The following is a 14,217-nucleotide window of genomic DNA, read 5'->3' on the forward strand; positions in this document are numbered from 1 at the left end:
TTCCCGTCAGAGCAGACCGCCGGTGATGCCCAGCAACCCGTGGTCGGACGAGGCGGGCCCCCCGTCGTGCGAGTCGCCGGTCACACCGTCGGTGAGACCACCGGTCACGTCACCGACCGTGCCGGTGACACCGGGAACGAGGCTGTCCACGTGGTGCGTGACACCGCCCACCACGGACGGAACGTCCACCGGCGGAACCACGCCGCCGACAGCGCCGTCACCGAGGCCGAGGCCACCCAGGGTGTCGTGGACACCGAGGCCGCCGACGATGCCGTCGACCTGACCGTGCACGCCGGAGAGGACACCACCGGTCACGTCCCCGCCGAGCACCGGGTCGGTGACGCCGAGCACACCGGTCGGGTCCCCGACCGTGCCGGTCGCGCCGCCGAGCACCGGGTCGACGATGCCGTCGACCGGCTGCACCACGTCCGCGTCGAGCGTGTGCGCGATGTCGGCCACACCGGTCAGGTCGGTGTCGAGGCCGCTCGGGCCCACGCCCAGGCCGACACCCGGCAGCACGGTCACGCCGGCCGCGACGGTCGACGGGTCGACGGCGATGGCGCCGAGCACACCGGCCTTGACGTCCACACCGGACGGCGAGCTGGTGACGCTGATCTGCTGCGCCACGCTCTGCAGCTGGCCGACCACGTCGGTGGCGTCGGTGACCAGCGGGTCGAACCCGAGCTGCCCGACCACCGGGGTCAGCGGCGCGACCGCGCCCGGCGCGTAGTCGACCACGAGCGGCACCACGTCCTGCACGTCGGCGGCGGTGATGTCGCTGAGCCCCGCGGCGTGCAGCGCGCCCTCCGGGTCGAGGTCGAAGGCCGACCGCGCGTCGGGGTTGGTGAGCAGGTCGAGCACGAAGTCGTGGAGGGTCTGTTGCGAGTCCATGTGCCGGTTCTCCTCGGATTGCGTCGTTCGTCGAGAGGAACGCTATGGCCGGGGGCCGGTCCCGGACATCGGGGCTGCGCCCGCAATCGATCACCCCGCGTTAGGGGCCTTCGTGGGCTCCGCCGTTAGGGGGACTGGGGGAAACCGTCCCGGTCAGATTAGGGTGCCGACCACGCAGTGATCTCTGGTACGAACGTAGGGGCCCGCGGGTTTCGCCGGGGGTGGGTCGCCGGGCAATGCCGACGCCATCGCCATCAGCCGGCCACTCGCGGAAAGAGAAGAGACGGATGCCGTACGTCCTGGGGATAGACATCGGAAGCACCAACACCGCCGCCGCCGTCGCTCGGCGGGACGGCCGGACCTGGACGCGTCCGGAGGCTGTTCCACTGAACGCCGGCTCGCCGCTCGTACCGTCGGTGCTGCACCTGGCCGAGGACGGTGCCTTGCACATCGGCGGGCCCGCCACCGACGACGGCAGTCGTACCACCAGGGATTTCGTCCGCCGCATCGGCGACGACGTACCCCTTCTGCTCGGTGGCGAGGCGTGCCCGCCGCAGACGCTCACGGCGGAGTTGACGGCCTGGGTGGTGGAGCAGGTGCACGCCGCGGAGGGCGGCCCGGCCGAGGCGGTCGTGCTCAGCCACCCGGCGAGCTGGCGACCGTACCGGCGGGAGCTGCTGCGCCGGGCGCTCGTCGACCTCGGACTGCGCACGGTCACCCTGCTTCCCCGCACGGTCACGGTCGCGGAGAGTCACGCGGCGCGCGGCTTCGCGGGCACCACGGCGGCCGTCTACGCGTTGGGCGGCGCCAGTTTCGAGGCGGCCCTCGTCCGACGCACGCTCCGCGGCACCTACGAGAGCTTCGGCACACCGCAGGGCCTCGACCCGATCGGCGGGGCCGACTTCGACGAGTTGCTGGCGACCCACGTCCGTACGGTGCTGTCCCGGGAGCTGGCGGCCATCGGGCGGCGGGACCACCACGCCGCCCTGCGCGGCCTGCCGGCCGAGTGTGACCGGGTCAAGCGGGCGCTGACCGTCGAACCGGCCGCCGACGTGGTGTTGAGCCTGCCGACCGGCCCGGCACGGATCCCGGTGACCCGCGCGCAGTTCGAGGCGATGATCCGACCCACGGTGCAGGCCACCGTGGACCTCCTGCTGCGCACCGTGCACGGCGCCGGCCTGACGCCGACGCAGCTCGACGGCGTTCTGTTGGCCGGCGGGTCGACCCGCATCCCGCTGGTCAGCGAGCTGATCACCACGGCGCTCGGGGTACCGGTCGAGGTGGAGCCGGACGCGCAGCTCACCGCCGCCACCGGAGCCGCCCACGCCGCCTGCCAGGTGGTGTCCCCCCGGCCGCGCCCCCGCCCGCCGGCCCCGGTCCGCGACCCGGCACCGGCCGCCGCCGGGGGTCGGGCGGTCATCCCGGCCCTGCGGCGGCCCCGGGACCACGCCACCGATCCGGGCGACCCGCCACCCCGACCGCCGGTCCGGATCCTGCCCCTCGACCTGCCGAAGGCGTCCCGCCTGGCACTGACGCTCAGCCGGGGACGCGAAGGATGACCACAATGATCATGAAAGACCTCGTCGAGTCCCGACTGGTGCTGGGCCGCGCGCCCAGGGCCCTGCTGGACCGGGTCGCCGACGATCCGGTCGCGCCGCTCACCGTCGGTCTGGCCGGCCCCGCCGGACACGGCAAGACAGCCCTGCTCACCGAGCTGACGCGCATCCAGCAGCGGGCCGGCGGCACTGTCCGCACGGGCGTTCCCGGGCCCGGCGAGCCCATCGACCCGGACGACCTGCTCCTGGTCGACGACGCGCACCTGCTCGACGACGAGCGGATCGGCGTGCTGCTGCGGCTGGTCGCCACCCGCCGGCACCGCATGGTCGTCGCGCACCGCCCGTGGCCGCGCTCGGCGGCCCTCACCGAACTGGTCGACACGCTGCGCCGCGACGGGCAGGCCGTGCTGCTCGGGCCGTTCACTGTGGAGCAGACCGCGGCCTGCCTCGCCGGCGTCCCCGAGTTGGCCCCGCGTCCCGAACTCGTCGACTTCGTGCACGCGCAGACCGGTGGTGTCCCCCGCGACGTCGAGCGGCTGACCCGCGCGCTGCGCGCGGCACCGAGCCTGAGCACCGTGCCGACCGAGCCGCCCCGGTCCGTCGTGCTGGAATTCGCGCCGGAGCTGGAGATCCAGCCCGCCCCCGTACGACGGCTGCTGCTCGCGGTCGCGGCCGGCGTACCCCTGCCGGTGGCCCTGCTCGGCCCGCTGCTGGACCAGGAGCCGGAGGCGGTCGACGAGCTGATCGCCACGACCCGGGCGGCCGGCCTGATCGGCGCGGACGGCCGGCTCACCCCGTTGGTCCGTCGGGCCGTCACCACGCTCAGTCCGGCCACCGAGCGCAGCGCCCTCTGGCGTCGCCTCACGGAGTTGCAGCTCGCCCGGGGCGGCCCGGTGCTGCCGCTGGTCCGTTCCCTGCTCGCGGTGGGCGTCCTCGGCGACTGTCCGGCCCCGACGCTCGCCGCGGCGGCGCAGGAGGCGCTGGCCGACGAACCGGCCTTCGCCGCCGACCTGTTCGCCGCAGCCACCGCCGCCGGGCACCCGACCGGTGCCCGGCAGGCCCACGCCGCCGCGCTCGCCGGCGACCTCGACGACGCGCTGCGCCTGGCGGACCGGCTGCTGACCACCGCCGAGCCGGCGGATCGCGCCGAGGCGGCGGTGGTGGCCGCGACGGCGCTGGCGCACCGGGGCCACGCCGGCCGCAGTGTCGAGCTGTACCGCTGGTCGGGCACCGCCTCGTCGGTGGCGTTCGCCGCCGTGGGCGCGCTCGCCATCGGCGACCTGACCGCCGCCACGCCGCCCGTGGACGAGCCCGGCGGCGCGCCGCCCACCCTGCACGCCAGCGCCGCCCGGCTGATGGCCGACGGGGTACGCGAGAGCGTCGCCGGCACGCCGAGCGCGGCGCTCTCCGCGCTCGTGCAGTCCGCCGCCCTGCTGGAGCCGGACGGTCGGGCGGCCTTGCTGCCGGACAGTCCGGCCGCGCTGGCCGCGTTGACCGCCGTGCACTGTGGTGAGTTGGACATCGCCGAGCGGGTCCTGCACCGTGCGCAGACCGGCGGGGTCGGCGGTCCGCTGATGGCCCGCCGGCACCGGCTGTTGCAGGCCTGGATCCTCATGGTCCGGGGCCAGACGCTCGCGGCGGCCGAACGCCTCGCCACGGTCACCGCCGACGAACGCCCGTTGGAGTCCCGCGACCTGCTCTTCGCCGCCGCGCTGCGGATGGGCATCGCCCGGCGCACCAGCGACCTCGGCGCGCTCAAGCGGGGTTGGGGCCAGGCACTGGAGGCGGTGGTCCGGCACGGGGTGGACCTGTTCACGCTGCTGCCGCTGGGCGAGCTCGCCATCGCGGGCGCGCGCCTCGGTGACGTCGCCCGGTTGGCGCCCTACCTGCGCGAGGGCGACGCGCTGCTCGACCGGCTCGGCACACCGACGCTGTGGAGCGTGCCGCTGCGTTGGAGCGGGTTGCACGCCGCCATCCTGACCGGTGAGCCGACGGCCGCCGACGACCATGTCGCCGCCCTGCTGGCCGCCTCCGCGCACAGCCGCTACGCCGGCGTGGTCGCGGCGGCCGCCGAGAGCTGGGTCGAGGTGCTGCGGGGCGTGGTCGACCCGGTACGCGTCGAGGCCGCCGCCCGGGGCCTGCACGACACCGGACTGTGCTGGGACGGCGCGCGCCTCGCCGGTCAGGCCGCGATCCGCACCTCGGACCGGCGGGCGATGACCACCCTGCTCGAGTGCGCCCGGGTGCTGCAGGGCCGGCCCGCCGGCGCGTCCGGCGGGCAGCGCCCGAGCGACAGCGCGACGGCCCCGCCGGTCGCCGCCGCCGGTCCCACCCAGCAGGGACTGAGCGACCGCGAGTACGAGGTCGCCGAGCTGGTGCTGGCCGGGCTGACCTACCGGGAGATCGGTGACCGGCTCTTCATCTCGGCCAAGACCGTGGAGCACCACGTCGCCCGGATGCGCAACCGGCTGCACTGCGCCAACCGGGCCGAGCTGCTGGCGTTGCTGCGCACCATGGTCGCCGACCGGGCCAGCGACGCCGCCGGACAGCCGTGGCCGCAGCGGCCGGCCCGATGAGCCGGCCCACCGGACGGAGCGTCAGGTGACGCGCGCAGGACGGCCAGGGGTCCGGCTCCTCGCGGCAGCGGCGGTGCTGCTCACGCTCTGGTCGTACGCGGCCTATCTGACCTGCCAGGACGCCGTCGACCTGCTGCGGGTGCGGGCCCTGGCGGACACCCTGGGCCAGCCCATCGACCGGCTGGTCCTGAGTCTGCAGACCGAACGCCGGGCGACCGTCGAGACGTTGGCCGGCGCCGCAACCGCGCGGACCACGCTGGCCGAAACGCGGGCGGCGACCGACCGGGCAGCGGCACAGGTCCGGGCGTTCGGGAACGGACACGACCTGCGCCTGCTCAGCGCGGGCACGGTCCGTGACCGGGCCGACACCCTGATCCGGCGGCTGAACGGGCTGGGGGCGATCCGCTCCCGGCTGGACGACGGTCAGCTCGACCAGGCGGGGGCGGTCGACGGGTACGACACGCTCGTCGACGCCGCCTTCGACGTGTACGGACCGGAGTGGGGCGCGTACGAGAGCAGGCTGGCGGGCGACACCCGCGCGGTGATCGCGCTGGCCCGGGCCCGCGAGTTGCTGGCCCGGGAGGACACCCTGGTCACGGCGGCCGTGGTGAGCGGTCGGCTGAGCAGCGAGGAGCGCCGCCGGCTGGTCGAGCTGGTGGCCGTGCAGCGGTACGCCCGGGCCGAGGCGACGGCCGGCCTGCCGGACGGCGGCCCGGGCGAACACCAGCGGCTCGTGGCGGGCCCCGAGTTCGCGGGCCTGCTCGCCGTGGAGAACACCCTGCTGCGCCCCGACCGGGCCGACGCGCTGCGCGGGGTCAGCTCGCAGGACTGGCGCGCGGCGGCGGACCCGGCCCTCGGCGCGCTGCACGAGTTGGTGACCGACACCGCCCGCGCGAGCGTCGAACGGGCCACGCCCGGCGCCGCGGTGGTCGTGGGGCGGACCGGCCTGGTGGTGGGTCTCGGGCTGATCGCCGTACTGGCGGTGCTGTTCGGCTGGGCCAGGGCCGTCCGCCGGGAGCCCGACGACCAGGCCGCGCCGGGCACCGACCAGCGCCCCGAGCCGCCGGCCGCACCCGTCGACCCCGTGCCGCCGGACGCCGTGAGCGACGGCAGTGGCGATGGGCCGGATCGTCGTACCGCGGAGCTGTTCCTACGGATCACCCGGCGCAACCAGGTCCTGCTGCGCGACCAGCTCGACCTGCTGGACGCGATGCAGCGGCGCGAGCACGACGCCACGGAGGCCGACGAGCTGTTCCAGCTCGACCACCTCACCACCCGGATCCGCCGCAACGTGGAGAAGGTGATCACGCTGGCCGGCGCGAGGCCCGCGCGACGCTGGCGACGCCCGGTCCCCCTGCTCGACGTGACCCGTGGCGCGGTCGCCGAGGTGCCGGAGTACCACCGGGTCCTGGTGGCGCCGCACTGGCCGTGGTCGCTCGCCGGTCCCGCCGTCACGGACGTCGTGCACCTGCTGGCCGAGCTGATCGAGAACGCGCTGACCGTCTCGGCCACCGACACCACGGTCCGGGTCACCGGCGAGCACCGGCCGCACGGCTGCGCGATCGCGGTGGTCGACGACGGTCCCGGCCTCGACGCCGCCGCGCTCGACGCGCTGAACCACCTGCTCGCCAGCCCGCCGGGCGAGGCGCCGACCGACGCCGGAGGGCTGTACGCGGTCGCCCGGCTGGCCGCCCGGTGCGGTGCCCAGGTCACCCTGCGGCCCAGCCGGCGCGGCGGGACGGCGGCGATCGTGTACCTGCCGGCGGAGCTGGTCACCGTGACCGGCGGCGGACCGGGCCCGGCGGCCGCCGGAGCCGCGCACCGGCCCACGTCCGGCGCTCCGCCCCGGCCCGGTGCGGCCGACGCGGGCCGGACGGGCAGCGCCGACGGGCTGCCGATGCGGATCCGCCAATCCGGGCCGACCGTGCCCGGCCCGGGCAACGCCGGCCCCGAGACCGTCGAGCTGCCGATCACGAGAACAACGAGGAGACATCGATGACGCACGCAGTGGTCACCGAGGACAGCCTGACCGGCGCGCTGGACCGCCTGGTCGACCGGGTACGCGGTGCGGAGTTCGCCGTGGTGCTCTCCCCGGACGGGCTCCCGCTCGGCGGCTCCCGGCAGGTGGAGGCGAAACTGGCCGAACAGATCTCCGGGATCGTCGCCGGCCTGTTGGCGCTGGGACTGGCCGCCACCCGGACCTGCGACGCGGGCGGGCTGCGCCAGATCGTGGTGCAGATGTCGCGAGCCTTCCTGTTCGTCGCCACCATCTCGAACGGGACCATCCTGACCGTCCGGATCTCCGGCGACGAGGTCGAGGTGGGTGACATGGCGTACGAGGTCGCGCTCTTCGTCGGGCAGGCCGAACGGCACCTGCCGATCCGCCTGCAGACCGCTGCCGCGGCGAGGAGCGGAGATTCTGGTGCCCAGCGCCGGCTCCGCTGACGAGGCGTGGTACGACGACGACGCCGGCCCGGTCGCCCGTCCGTACACGATGACCGGTGGGCGTACCACGCCCGAGCGCGGCCGGTTCGACCTCATCTCGCTGGTCGTCGCGCGGAGATCGACGACAGCGCCGACGTCGCTCTTCCCCGAACAGGCGCGAATCGTCGAGCTGTGTCACCATCCAGTGTCGGTGGCTGAGGTCAGCGCCGAACTGGACCTGCCGCTGGGCACCGTCCGGGTTCTGCTCGGTGACCTGCTCGGGGCGGGACTGATCGAGACGCACGAGCCGCCGTCGCTGTCGGAGGTGCCGTCGCAGGAGCTGCTCGAGTCGATACTCGTCGGGCTGCGCGCCCTGTGACCGCTCGGGTGCCACCGCGACCCAGCGGTCGCGGGCGGGCGTCCGGTGACGAAGTGAAGGGGAGAAAGGCAGTGCCGGCAACACCGCCGCAGCCACGGCGTACTGTGGCGATCATCCTGCTGGACCGGATCGTGGCCGCCGCCGCAGCCGTACGGCGGGTGGTCACCGGCCAGGCCGACGTGTCGCGGGCCACCTGGGTCGCCGTAGTCGCGGCGCTCGGGGTGGTGGTGGCGACGGTGGTCTCGATCGTCGGCGTGGTGCGTACCCCGGAGCAGCTCGCGCCGGTGACGCTCGACGCGCCGCCGTCGGTGGACCAGCTGGGCACCCCCGGTCCCGGCACGCCCCGGGGGCAGGCCCGTCCGGCCGCCACCAGCCCGACCGGCGCGGGGTCGCCCTCGGCCAGCGCCGCGCCGCCACCCGCCGAGCCGTCGACGAGCGCGCCGGCCGTGACCCCCTCGTCGGCCCCGCCGACCCCGGCCGCCCTCGCCGCCGCCTTCGCCATCGAGGACAAGGCGCTGCTGAGCTATGGGGCGACCGTGACGATCAGCAATCCGGGGTCGGTGCCGGCGACGGGGTGGACGTTGGCCGTCACGCTGCCCCGGGAGTCGCTGCGGGTCAGCGCGGTCGAGGGCGCGCGGGCCACGCAGGACGGCGCCGTGTGGACGTTCGTGCCGGACGGCAGCGCGGGGCAGGTGCCGGGTGGCGCCTCGACGCGGGTGACCTTCCGGGTCAACGGTGCGGCGGTCGGCGCGACGCCGACGGCGTGCACGATCGACGGGGTCGCCTGCGGCGGTCTGGCGGACTGACCGCGGGATCGCCGGTGGCGGGCGTCGCTCATGCTGGAAGGGTGATTCGCTTCGTCCTGAACGTCCTGTGGCTCATCTTCGGTGGTGGCCTCGTGCTGGCGATCGGCTACGGCTTCGCCGCGCTGATCTGCTTCCTGCTGGTCGTCACCATCCCGTTCGGTGTCGCCTCGCTGCGCCTCGCCGTCTACTCGCTGTGGCCCTTCGGTCGCACGCTGGTGCCCAAGCCGGGCGCGGGCGTCGGCTCCGGGCTGGCGAACGTGCTCTGGGTGGTGCTGGCCGGCTGGTGGCTCGCCCTGTCGCACATCCTCGCCGGCATTGCGCTCTGCGTGACGGTCATCGGAATCCCCTTCGGCGTCGCCAACTTCAAGCTCGTCCCGGCCGCCTTCTGGCCGCTGGGCCGGGAGGTCGTCGACGTGCCGTGACGGGTCGCCGGGTCGCCCGTCGTACGGCGGGCGGCCCGGTCGGGGCCGGCTGCGTCGATAGTGGACAATCCGGTTACCCCCGACGGACCCCTCGGATAGGAGCCTGGCATGGCCGGCCCGGACGCAGAACTCACCGCGACGCTTCAGCCCGACGTGCCGCACGCGGCGCGGATCTGGAACTACTGGATGGGCGGCAAGGACAACTTCCAGTCCGACCGGGCGGCCGGTGACGCGGTCGCCGAGGTCTACCCGGAGATCGTCCTGATGGCGCAGCAGTCCCGCCGCTTCCTGGTCCGGGCGGTCCGGTACCTGGCCGCCGAGGCGGGCATCCGGCAGTTCCTGGACATCGGCACCGGCCTGCCGACCATGCAGAACACCCACGCGGTCGCCCAGGCCAGCACGCCCGACGCGCGGATCGTCTACGTCGACAACGACCCGATGGTCCTCGTGCACGCCCGCGCGCTGCTGGCCAGCACGACCGCCCAGGGCGTCACGACGTACGTGCCGGCCGACTACCACGACCCGGAGGCCATCCTCGCCGAGGCAGCGAAGACGCTCGACTTCGACCAGCCGATCGCCGTGATGTTCATGGGCGTGCTGGGGTACGAGCCGGACCTGGAGGTGGTGCGTTCGATCGTCGGGCGGACGATGGACGCGACCACGTCCGGCAGCTACCTGGTGCTCTGGGACGGCACCAACACCAGCCCGGAGGTGGTCTCCGGCGCGCAGCGACTGGCCGAGAACGGCGGAGTCCCGTACATCCTGCGCAGCCCGGCGGACCTCGCCGGCTGCTTCTCCGGGCTGACGATGGTGGAGCCCGGTCTCGTGCCGATCCCGCTGTGGCGTCCGGACGAGGCCGACGCCCGGGGTATCGACGCCTACGGCGCGGTGGCCCGCAAGCCCTGACCGACGCCGATCCCCGGCTGGGCCGTGTGTCGCAGTCCTCGGCTCGACCGAGGACTGCGACACACGGCCTGGGTCACCCCGATCAGCGCGCGCAGGCCAGCGTCAGTCCGGCCGGCGGCGCGCTGGCCGTCGCGAGCAGACCGAACGTCGTCACCCCGTCCGGCGCCAGCGTCCCGTTGTACGGTGCGTTGCGCACCACCACATCGGCGCCGGCCGGGTCGACGACACCACCCCACACCGCCTGGATCCGCTCGTCGCCCGCCCAGCGCCACGAGACGTGCCACTGATCCAACGGTTGCGTACCGACGTTCCGGACCGTCACCGTGGCGACGAAGCCGGTACCCCAACGGGAATCGATGCTGGCGGTCGCGCGGCAGGACTCCAGCGGGGCGGTCCGGCCGGACCCACCGTAGTAGGGCTCCCAGCGGCCGTCGGAGTCACGGAACCCGTACCAGTACTCGGTGTCGGGCGTCAGCCGGTCGAAGGTGACGCTGCCGTTCTGCTCGGGGCCGGAGACCGCCTCCGCGACCGGGTTCCGCCACGCGTAAGCGTCCTCGCGGCTGGCGAAGAGTCCCACCGTGATCGGCGGCCGGTAGCCGCACGGTGGGCCCATCACGATGAAGTAGGCGATGGTCAGGCTGGTCGTGGTGGCCGCGGACACCCGACCGCCGATGGGCAGCGCCGGCGGACAGGCCGGGGTGGGTGTCGGCGCCGCCGTGACCGACGCCGTGGGCGTCGGCGCCGCCTGGGCGACGCCGGTCGTCGCGGCCCAGCCGGTCATGGCGGTGGTCAGGGCGATGGTCGTGAGAGCCAGCAAGATGCGACGCATCCGTACCTCCGAGAAGCCGTCGCCGTCGCGGCCACGGGTGGGCGGCCGACCGTACGGATCCGGATCTGCGCGGCCGCCCGACGGCGATCGGCATGCGGCCGCTGACGGGGACTGCCCGGGCGCGGGTGGTGGGGCCACCTCGCGCGTCCCCGACTCCGGAACAGAGGTCGACCGCGCCGGCTCCCGAGCGCGGCCGAACCACAGCATGGCATTCGACGGATGTCGATACAAGCGGGGTGTCGCGAGCCCGTCGGACGCCCGCCGCCTGCGCGTCGCCGCGGGGACACGCGCCGGGCTCCCGGGTCGACCATCATCCATAGCGGTCTGTCAATTCGACGTGGGAGACAGCATGCGCGACAGGAGCAGCACGAACCGGCGGGTGACGAGGGCACTGACGGCGGCGGCCACCGTGGTGGCGCTGACACTCACCCCGCTCACGACGCCGTCGCCCGCCACCGCCGCGGTCAGCCGGGCCGAACTGGCCCTGCGCTGGGCGCCGATCCACCACCAGGACGTCGACGCCACCGGCACGCACGCCCTGGGCGGCCGGAGCGACTACCTCACCGCCGTAGACTTCGACGGCGACCTGAACGGGCGCAACAACTGGGACCGCGCCGGGACGTCCGGCACGTCGCTCGCCGCGCACGTGTACTACTCCGTGGTAGAGACGAGCACGCACTGGTACCTCACGTACCTGTTCTTCCACCCCCGGGACTGGACCGACCACCCGTTCTTCGAGACCGAGCACGAGAACGACGGCGAGGGCGTGCTCTTCGCGATCGAGCGGGACGGCTCGACGTACGGCGTGCTGCGCGGGGCGGTCACCGTCGCGCACAGCGACTTCTACTCGTACACCCCGAGCGGCAGCACCTGGACCAGCGGCCGGGAGAGCGTCGACGGCACCCTGCAGTTCCAGTCCTCGCCGCACGACTCCTTCTCGCACCCGGTCACCGCACAGGAGGCGCAGGGCCACGGACTGAAGGCGTACCCGCAGTACGCGATCAACGGCGACGGCTTGGTCTACTACCCGTCCACGGTGGCCGAGACGCCGGAGAGCGGCGACGACCGGAACGTCCGTTACCAACTCGTCGACATCTTCGCCGCCGGCGGGCTGTGGGCGCAGCGGACCAACGCGAACCTCTTCGCCAGCCTGGGCACCTTCGCCGGCGACACCTCCGGCGACTGCGGCTCGGGCACCTGGAGCTGCGGCACGAACTCCGCGAACGCCCCCTGGGGCTGGGACGACGGCAACGACGTGCCCGCCCGGGGCGAGCTGGCCAGCGACCCGGCCAAGCTGTCGGTGGAGTACTTCACCGTTCCGGCTGGTTTGGCGCGCAGCTACAGCTACAACCCGTACGCCGGTGCCGCCGCCGCCCTCTCCGAGGCGGCCCGGACGGCACCGCCGACCGTCGACTGATCGATGCGCGCGGGTGCGCGGCCGGCACCTGGTCGGCCGCGCACCCGCACGAAGGATCGCGCCGCGTCGGGCCGGCACGTAGCCTGCCCGCATGCGACACACCCTCGCACCGGACGACGAGACCCTGCACGGCCACTTCTCCCCCGACCTCGCGCCGGTGCTCACCATCGACCCCGGCGACACGGTCACCTACCGCACCCTGGACTGCTGGTGGTCCGACGGCCCCTATCCCGGCGGCGCGAACCGGGACCGTCCCCGGGCCCCGCAGTACCGGACCGGCGACGGCCACGCGCTCGTCGGACCGGTCGCGGTCCGCGGCGCTCGCGCCGGCCAGACCCTCGCGGTACGCGTCGACGCGATCGTCCCGGGCCGGTGGGGCACGACGGTGGCCGGCGGGTGGCCGAGCGGCTTCAACGAGCGCTACGGCGTCGAGTCGACGCAGGTGGTGCACGCCTGGGAACTGGACCCGGTGGCGATGACCGGCCGCAACCAGCACGGCCACACGGTGGCGCTGCGTCCCTTCATGGGCGTGCTCGGCATGCCGCCGCCGGAGCCGGGGCGGCACTCCACCACCCCGCCGCGCGACTGCGGCGGCAACCTGGACTGCAAGGATCTGACCGCCGGCAGCACGCTGCTGCTGCCGATCCCGGTCGACGGAGGGTTGTTCTCGGTCGGGGACGGGCACGCCGCGCAGGGCGACGGCGAGGTCGGCGGCACGGCGATCGAGTGCCCGATGGACGAGGTGACGCTGACCTTCGACGTCCGCGACGACTTCCCGGTCACCGGCCCGGTCGCCCGTACGGCCGATGCCTGGCTGACGCTGGGCCTGGGAGCGTCCCTCGACGAGGCGACGTTCCGGGCTCTGGAGCAGATGCTGACCCTGCTGCAACGGCTGCACGGCCTCAGCCGGCCGGACGCGGCGGCGCTGGCCAGCGTCGTCGTCGACGTGCGGGTGACCCAGATCGTCAACCAGACCGTCGGCGCGCACGCCGTGCTGCGCGACGACGCGCTGCGCTGAGCGGGCGCGTTCATCCGCCGCGACTCGCGCCGGCCGGACCGGCGCGCCCTCGCGCGTCGTCAGCGCAGTCGGCGGGCCGTGAACCGGGCCGGTGGCTCGGCGATCGCGTCCTGCGCCGCGACCAGTTGGATCTCCCGGGTGCCCGCCGCGAGGGTCGCTTCCAGGATCGTGAAGACGGAGGAGACGGTACGCTCCAGCGCCGTGGCCGGTGAGCCGGTGGTCGACAGGTGCGCCAGGTACAGCGCCGCCGTGACGTCGCCGCCGCCGTTCGGGTTGATCGGCAGCAGCGGGGTGGTCACCGCCCAGGCGCCCTCGTCGGAGACCGCCACCACCTCCAGCGAGCCGTCCGGCGCGTCGTCGTGCAGCACGCTGGTCACCAGGACGTGCCTCGGCCCGGTGGCCCGGACGACGTCGACCGCCGCCAGCACCTGCGCGAGGGTGGTGGTAGTACGGCCGGCGAGGAAGTCCAGCTCGAAGTGGTTCGGGGTGATGATGTCGGCGCGTGGCACGACGGTGTCGCGCAGGTACTCCGGGATGCCGGGCCGGACGAACATCCCCCGCCCGACGTCACCCATCACCGGGTCGCAGCAGTAGACGGCGGCCGGATTGGCAGCCTTCACCTGGGCCACCGCGTCCAGGATCACCGCGCCCATCGCCGGGTCGCCCTGGTAGCCGGAGAGCACCGCGTCGGCGCTGCCGAGGACGCCCCGGTCGGCGATGCCCGCGATCACCTCGGCGACGTCCGCGGCGGCCAGCAACGGGCCGCGCCACGCGCCGTACCCGGTGTGGTTGGAGAAGTGGACGGTCAGCACCGGCCACACCTCGTGCCCGAGACGCTGCAGGGGGAAGACGGCGGCCGAGTTGCCGACGTGGCCGTACGCGACCGACGACTGGATGGACAGGATCTGCACGGACTCATCATGGCCGCCCGCATCCCCGGGGGATGCGCGGGCCGCCCATTCTGTCGACTGGCCCACTGTCGCCGCGCATCCG

13 protein-coding genes are annotated in these 14,217 nt (G+C 74.4%); 10 read left to right on the forward strand and 3 right to left on the reverse strand.

The genetic code is table 11. From position 1 onward, the window contains the following. Positions 1–6 precede the first annotated feature (6 nt). Positions 7–891 (reverse strand): IniB N-terminal domain-containing protein, encoded by an 885-nt coding sequence (locus AC3EN4_RS22025; protein ID WP_435207606.1) that lies wholly within the window; start codon positions 889–891, stop codon positions 7–9. Positions 892–1,178: 287 nt separating this feature from the next. Here AC3EN4_RS22025 and AC3EN4_RS22030 point away from each other — a divergent pair, with 287 nt between their 5' ends. From AC3EN4_RS22030 to AC3EN4_RS22065, 8 genes are all read left to right on the forward strand, one after another. After that, positions 1,179–2,450 carry an Hsp70 family protein gene (locus AC3EN4_RS22030; RefSeq protein WP_435207607.1) on the forward strand — a complete coding sequence of 424 codons (1,272 nt, stop codon included), beginning with the start codon at positions 1,179–1,181 and terminating at the stop codon, positions 2,448–2,450. Positions 2,451–2,455: 5 nt separating this feature from the next. Next, the gene (locus tag AC3EN4_RS22035) at positions 2,456–5,023 is read left to right on the forward strand and encodes a helix-turn-helix transcriptional regulator (RefSeq protein WP_435207608.1); all 2,568 of its coding nucleotides are present in this window, start codon (positions 2,456–2,458) and stop codon (positions 5,021–5,023) included. 25 nt (positions 5,024–5,048) lie between these two features. Beyond that, positions 5,049–7,022, forward strand: a complete 1,974-nt coding sequence (locus AC3EN4_RS22040) for a nitrate- and nitrite sensing domain-containing protein (protein ID WP_435207609.1) — start codon at positions 5,049–5,051, stop codon at positions 7,020–7,022. Then, complete coding sequence (locus AC3EN4_RS22045) at positions 7,019–7,468, forward strand: roadblock/LC7 domain-containing protein (RefSeq protein WP_422739767.1); 450 nt, start codon at positions 7,019–7,021, stop codon at positions 7,466–7,468. Before AC3EN4_RS22040 ends, AC3EN4_RS22045 begins: the two co-directional genes overlap by 4 nt. Continuing rightward, the gene (locus tag AC3EN4_RS22050) at positions 7,446–7,826 is read left to right on the forward strand and encodes a DUF742 domain-containing protein (RefSeq protein ID WP_422739766.1); all 381 of its coding nucleotides are present in this window, start codon (positions 7,446–7,448) and stop codon (positions 7,824–7,826) included. The genes AC3EN4_RS22045 and AC3EN4_RS22050 overlap by 23 nt, the downstream gene beginning before the upstream one ends. A gap of 71 nt (positions 7,827–7,897) precedes the next feature. Then, positions 7,898–8,632: a cellulose binding domain-containing protein gene (locus AC3EN4_RS22055; RefSeq protein WP_435207610.1), complete on the forward strand. Its 735-nt coding sequence runs from the start codon at positions 7,898–7,900 to the stop codon at positions 8,630–8,632. A gap of 41 nt (positions 8,633–8,673) precedes the next feature. Then, the gene (locus AC3EN4_RS22060) at positions 8,674–9,054 is read left to right on the forward strand and encodes a YccF domain-containing protein (RefSeq protein WP_422739764.1); all 381 of its coding nucleotides are present in this window, start codon (positions 8,674–8,676) and stop codon (positions 9,052–9,054) included. A 108-nt stretch (positions 9,055–9,162) separates the two neighbouring features. Then, positions 9,163–9,960 (forward strand): SAM-dependent methyltransferase, encoded by a 798-nt coding sequence (locus AC3EN4_RS22065; RefSeq protein WP_422739763.1) that lies wholly within the window; start codon positions 9,163–9,165, stop codon positions 9,958–9,960. An 82-nt stretch (positions 9,961–10,042) separates the two neighbouring features. Here AC3EN4_RS22065 and AC3EN4_RS22070 read toward each other — a convergent pair whose 3' ends face one another. Then, the gene (locus tag AC3EN4_RS22070) at positions 10,043–10,789 is read right to left on the reverse strand and encodes a cellulose binding domain-containing protein (protein WP_435207611.1); all 747 of its coding nucleotides are present in this window, start codon (positions 10,787–10,789) and stop codon (positions 10,043–10,045) included. 349 nt (positions 10,790–11,138) lie between these two features. On the opposite strand from AC3EN4_RS22070, the gene AC3EN4_RS22075 reads away from it, so the two are divergent. After that, positions 11,139–12,206: a hypothetical protein gene (locus AC3EN4_RS22075; RefSeq protein ID WP_435207612.1), complete on the forward strand. Its 1,068-nt coding sequence runs from the start codon at positions 11,139–11,141 to the stop codon at positions 12,204–12,206. A gap of 91 nt (positions 12,207–12,297) precedes the next feature. Next, positions 12,298–13,224 (forward strand): acetamidase/formamidase family protein, encoded by a 927-nt coding sequence (locus AC3EN4_RS22080; RefSeq protein ID WP_435207613.1) that lies wholly within the window; start codon positions 12,298–12,300, stop codon positions 13,222–13,224. 59 nt (positions 13,225–13,283) lie between these two features. Here the strand turns inward: AC3EN4_RS22080 and pdxY are convergent, their stop codons facing one another. Then, positions 13,284–14,135, reverse strand: a complete 852-nt coding sequence (gene pdxY, locus AC3EN4_RS22085) for a pyridoxal kinase PdxY (RefSeq protein WP_435207614.1) — start codon at positions 14,133–14,135, stop codon at positions 13,284–13,286. Positions 14,136–14,217: the final 82 nt, after the last annotated feature.

The organism is Micromonospora sp. bgisy143 (assembly GCF_057708145.1).

Excerpts from the sequence above, each read along its gene's own strand:
- AC3EN4_RS22025 (WP_435207606.1), bottom strand. The coding sequence starts at position 891 with ATGGACTCGCAACAGACCCTCCACGACTTCGTGCTCGACCTGCTCACC.
- AC3EN4_RS22030 (WP_435207607.1), top strand. The coding sequence starts at position 1,179 with ATGCCGTACGTCCTGGGGATAGACATCGGAAGCACCAACACCGCCGCC.
- AC3EN4_RS22035 (WP_435207608.1), top strand. The coding sequence starts at position 2,456 with ATGATCATGAAAGACCTCGTCGAGTCCCGACTGGTGCTGGGCCGCGCG.
- AC3EN4_RS22045 (WP_422739767.1), top strand. The coding sequence starts at position 7,019 with ATGACGCACGCAGTGGTCACCGAGGACAGCCTGACCGGCGCGCTGGAC.
- AC3EN4_RS22065 (WP_422739763.1), top strand. The coding sequence starts at position 9,163 with ATGGCCGGCCCGGACGCAGAACTCACCGCGACGCTTCAGCCCGACGTG.
- AC3EN4_RS22070 (WP_435207611.1), bottom strand. The coding sequence starts at position 10,789 with ATGCGTCGCATCTTGCTGGCTCTCACGACCATCGCCCTGACCACCGCC.
- AC3EN4_RS22075 (WP_435207612.1), top strand. The coding sequence starts at position 11,139 with ATGCGCGACAGGAGCAGCACGAACCGGCGGGTGACGAGGGCACTGACG.
- AC3EN4_RS22080 (WP_435207613.1), top strand. The coding sequence starts at position 12,298 with ATGCGACACACCCTCGCACCGGACGACGAGACCCTGCACGGCCACTTC.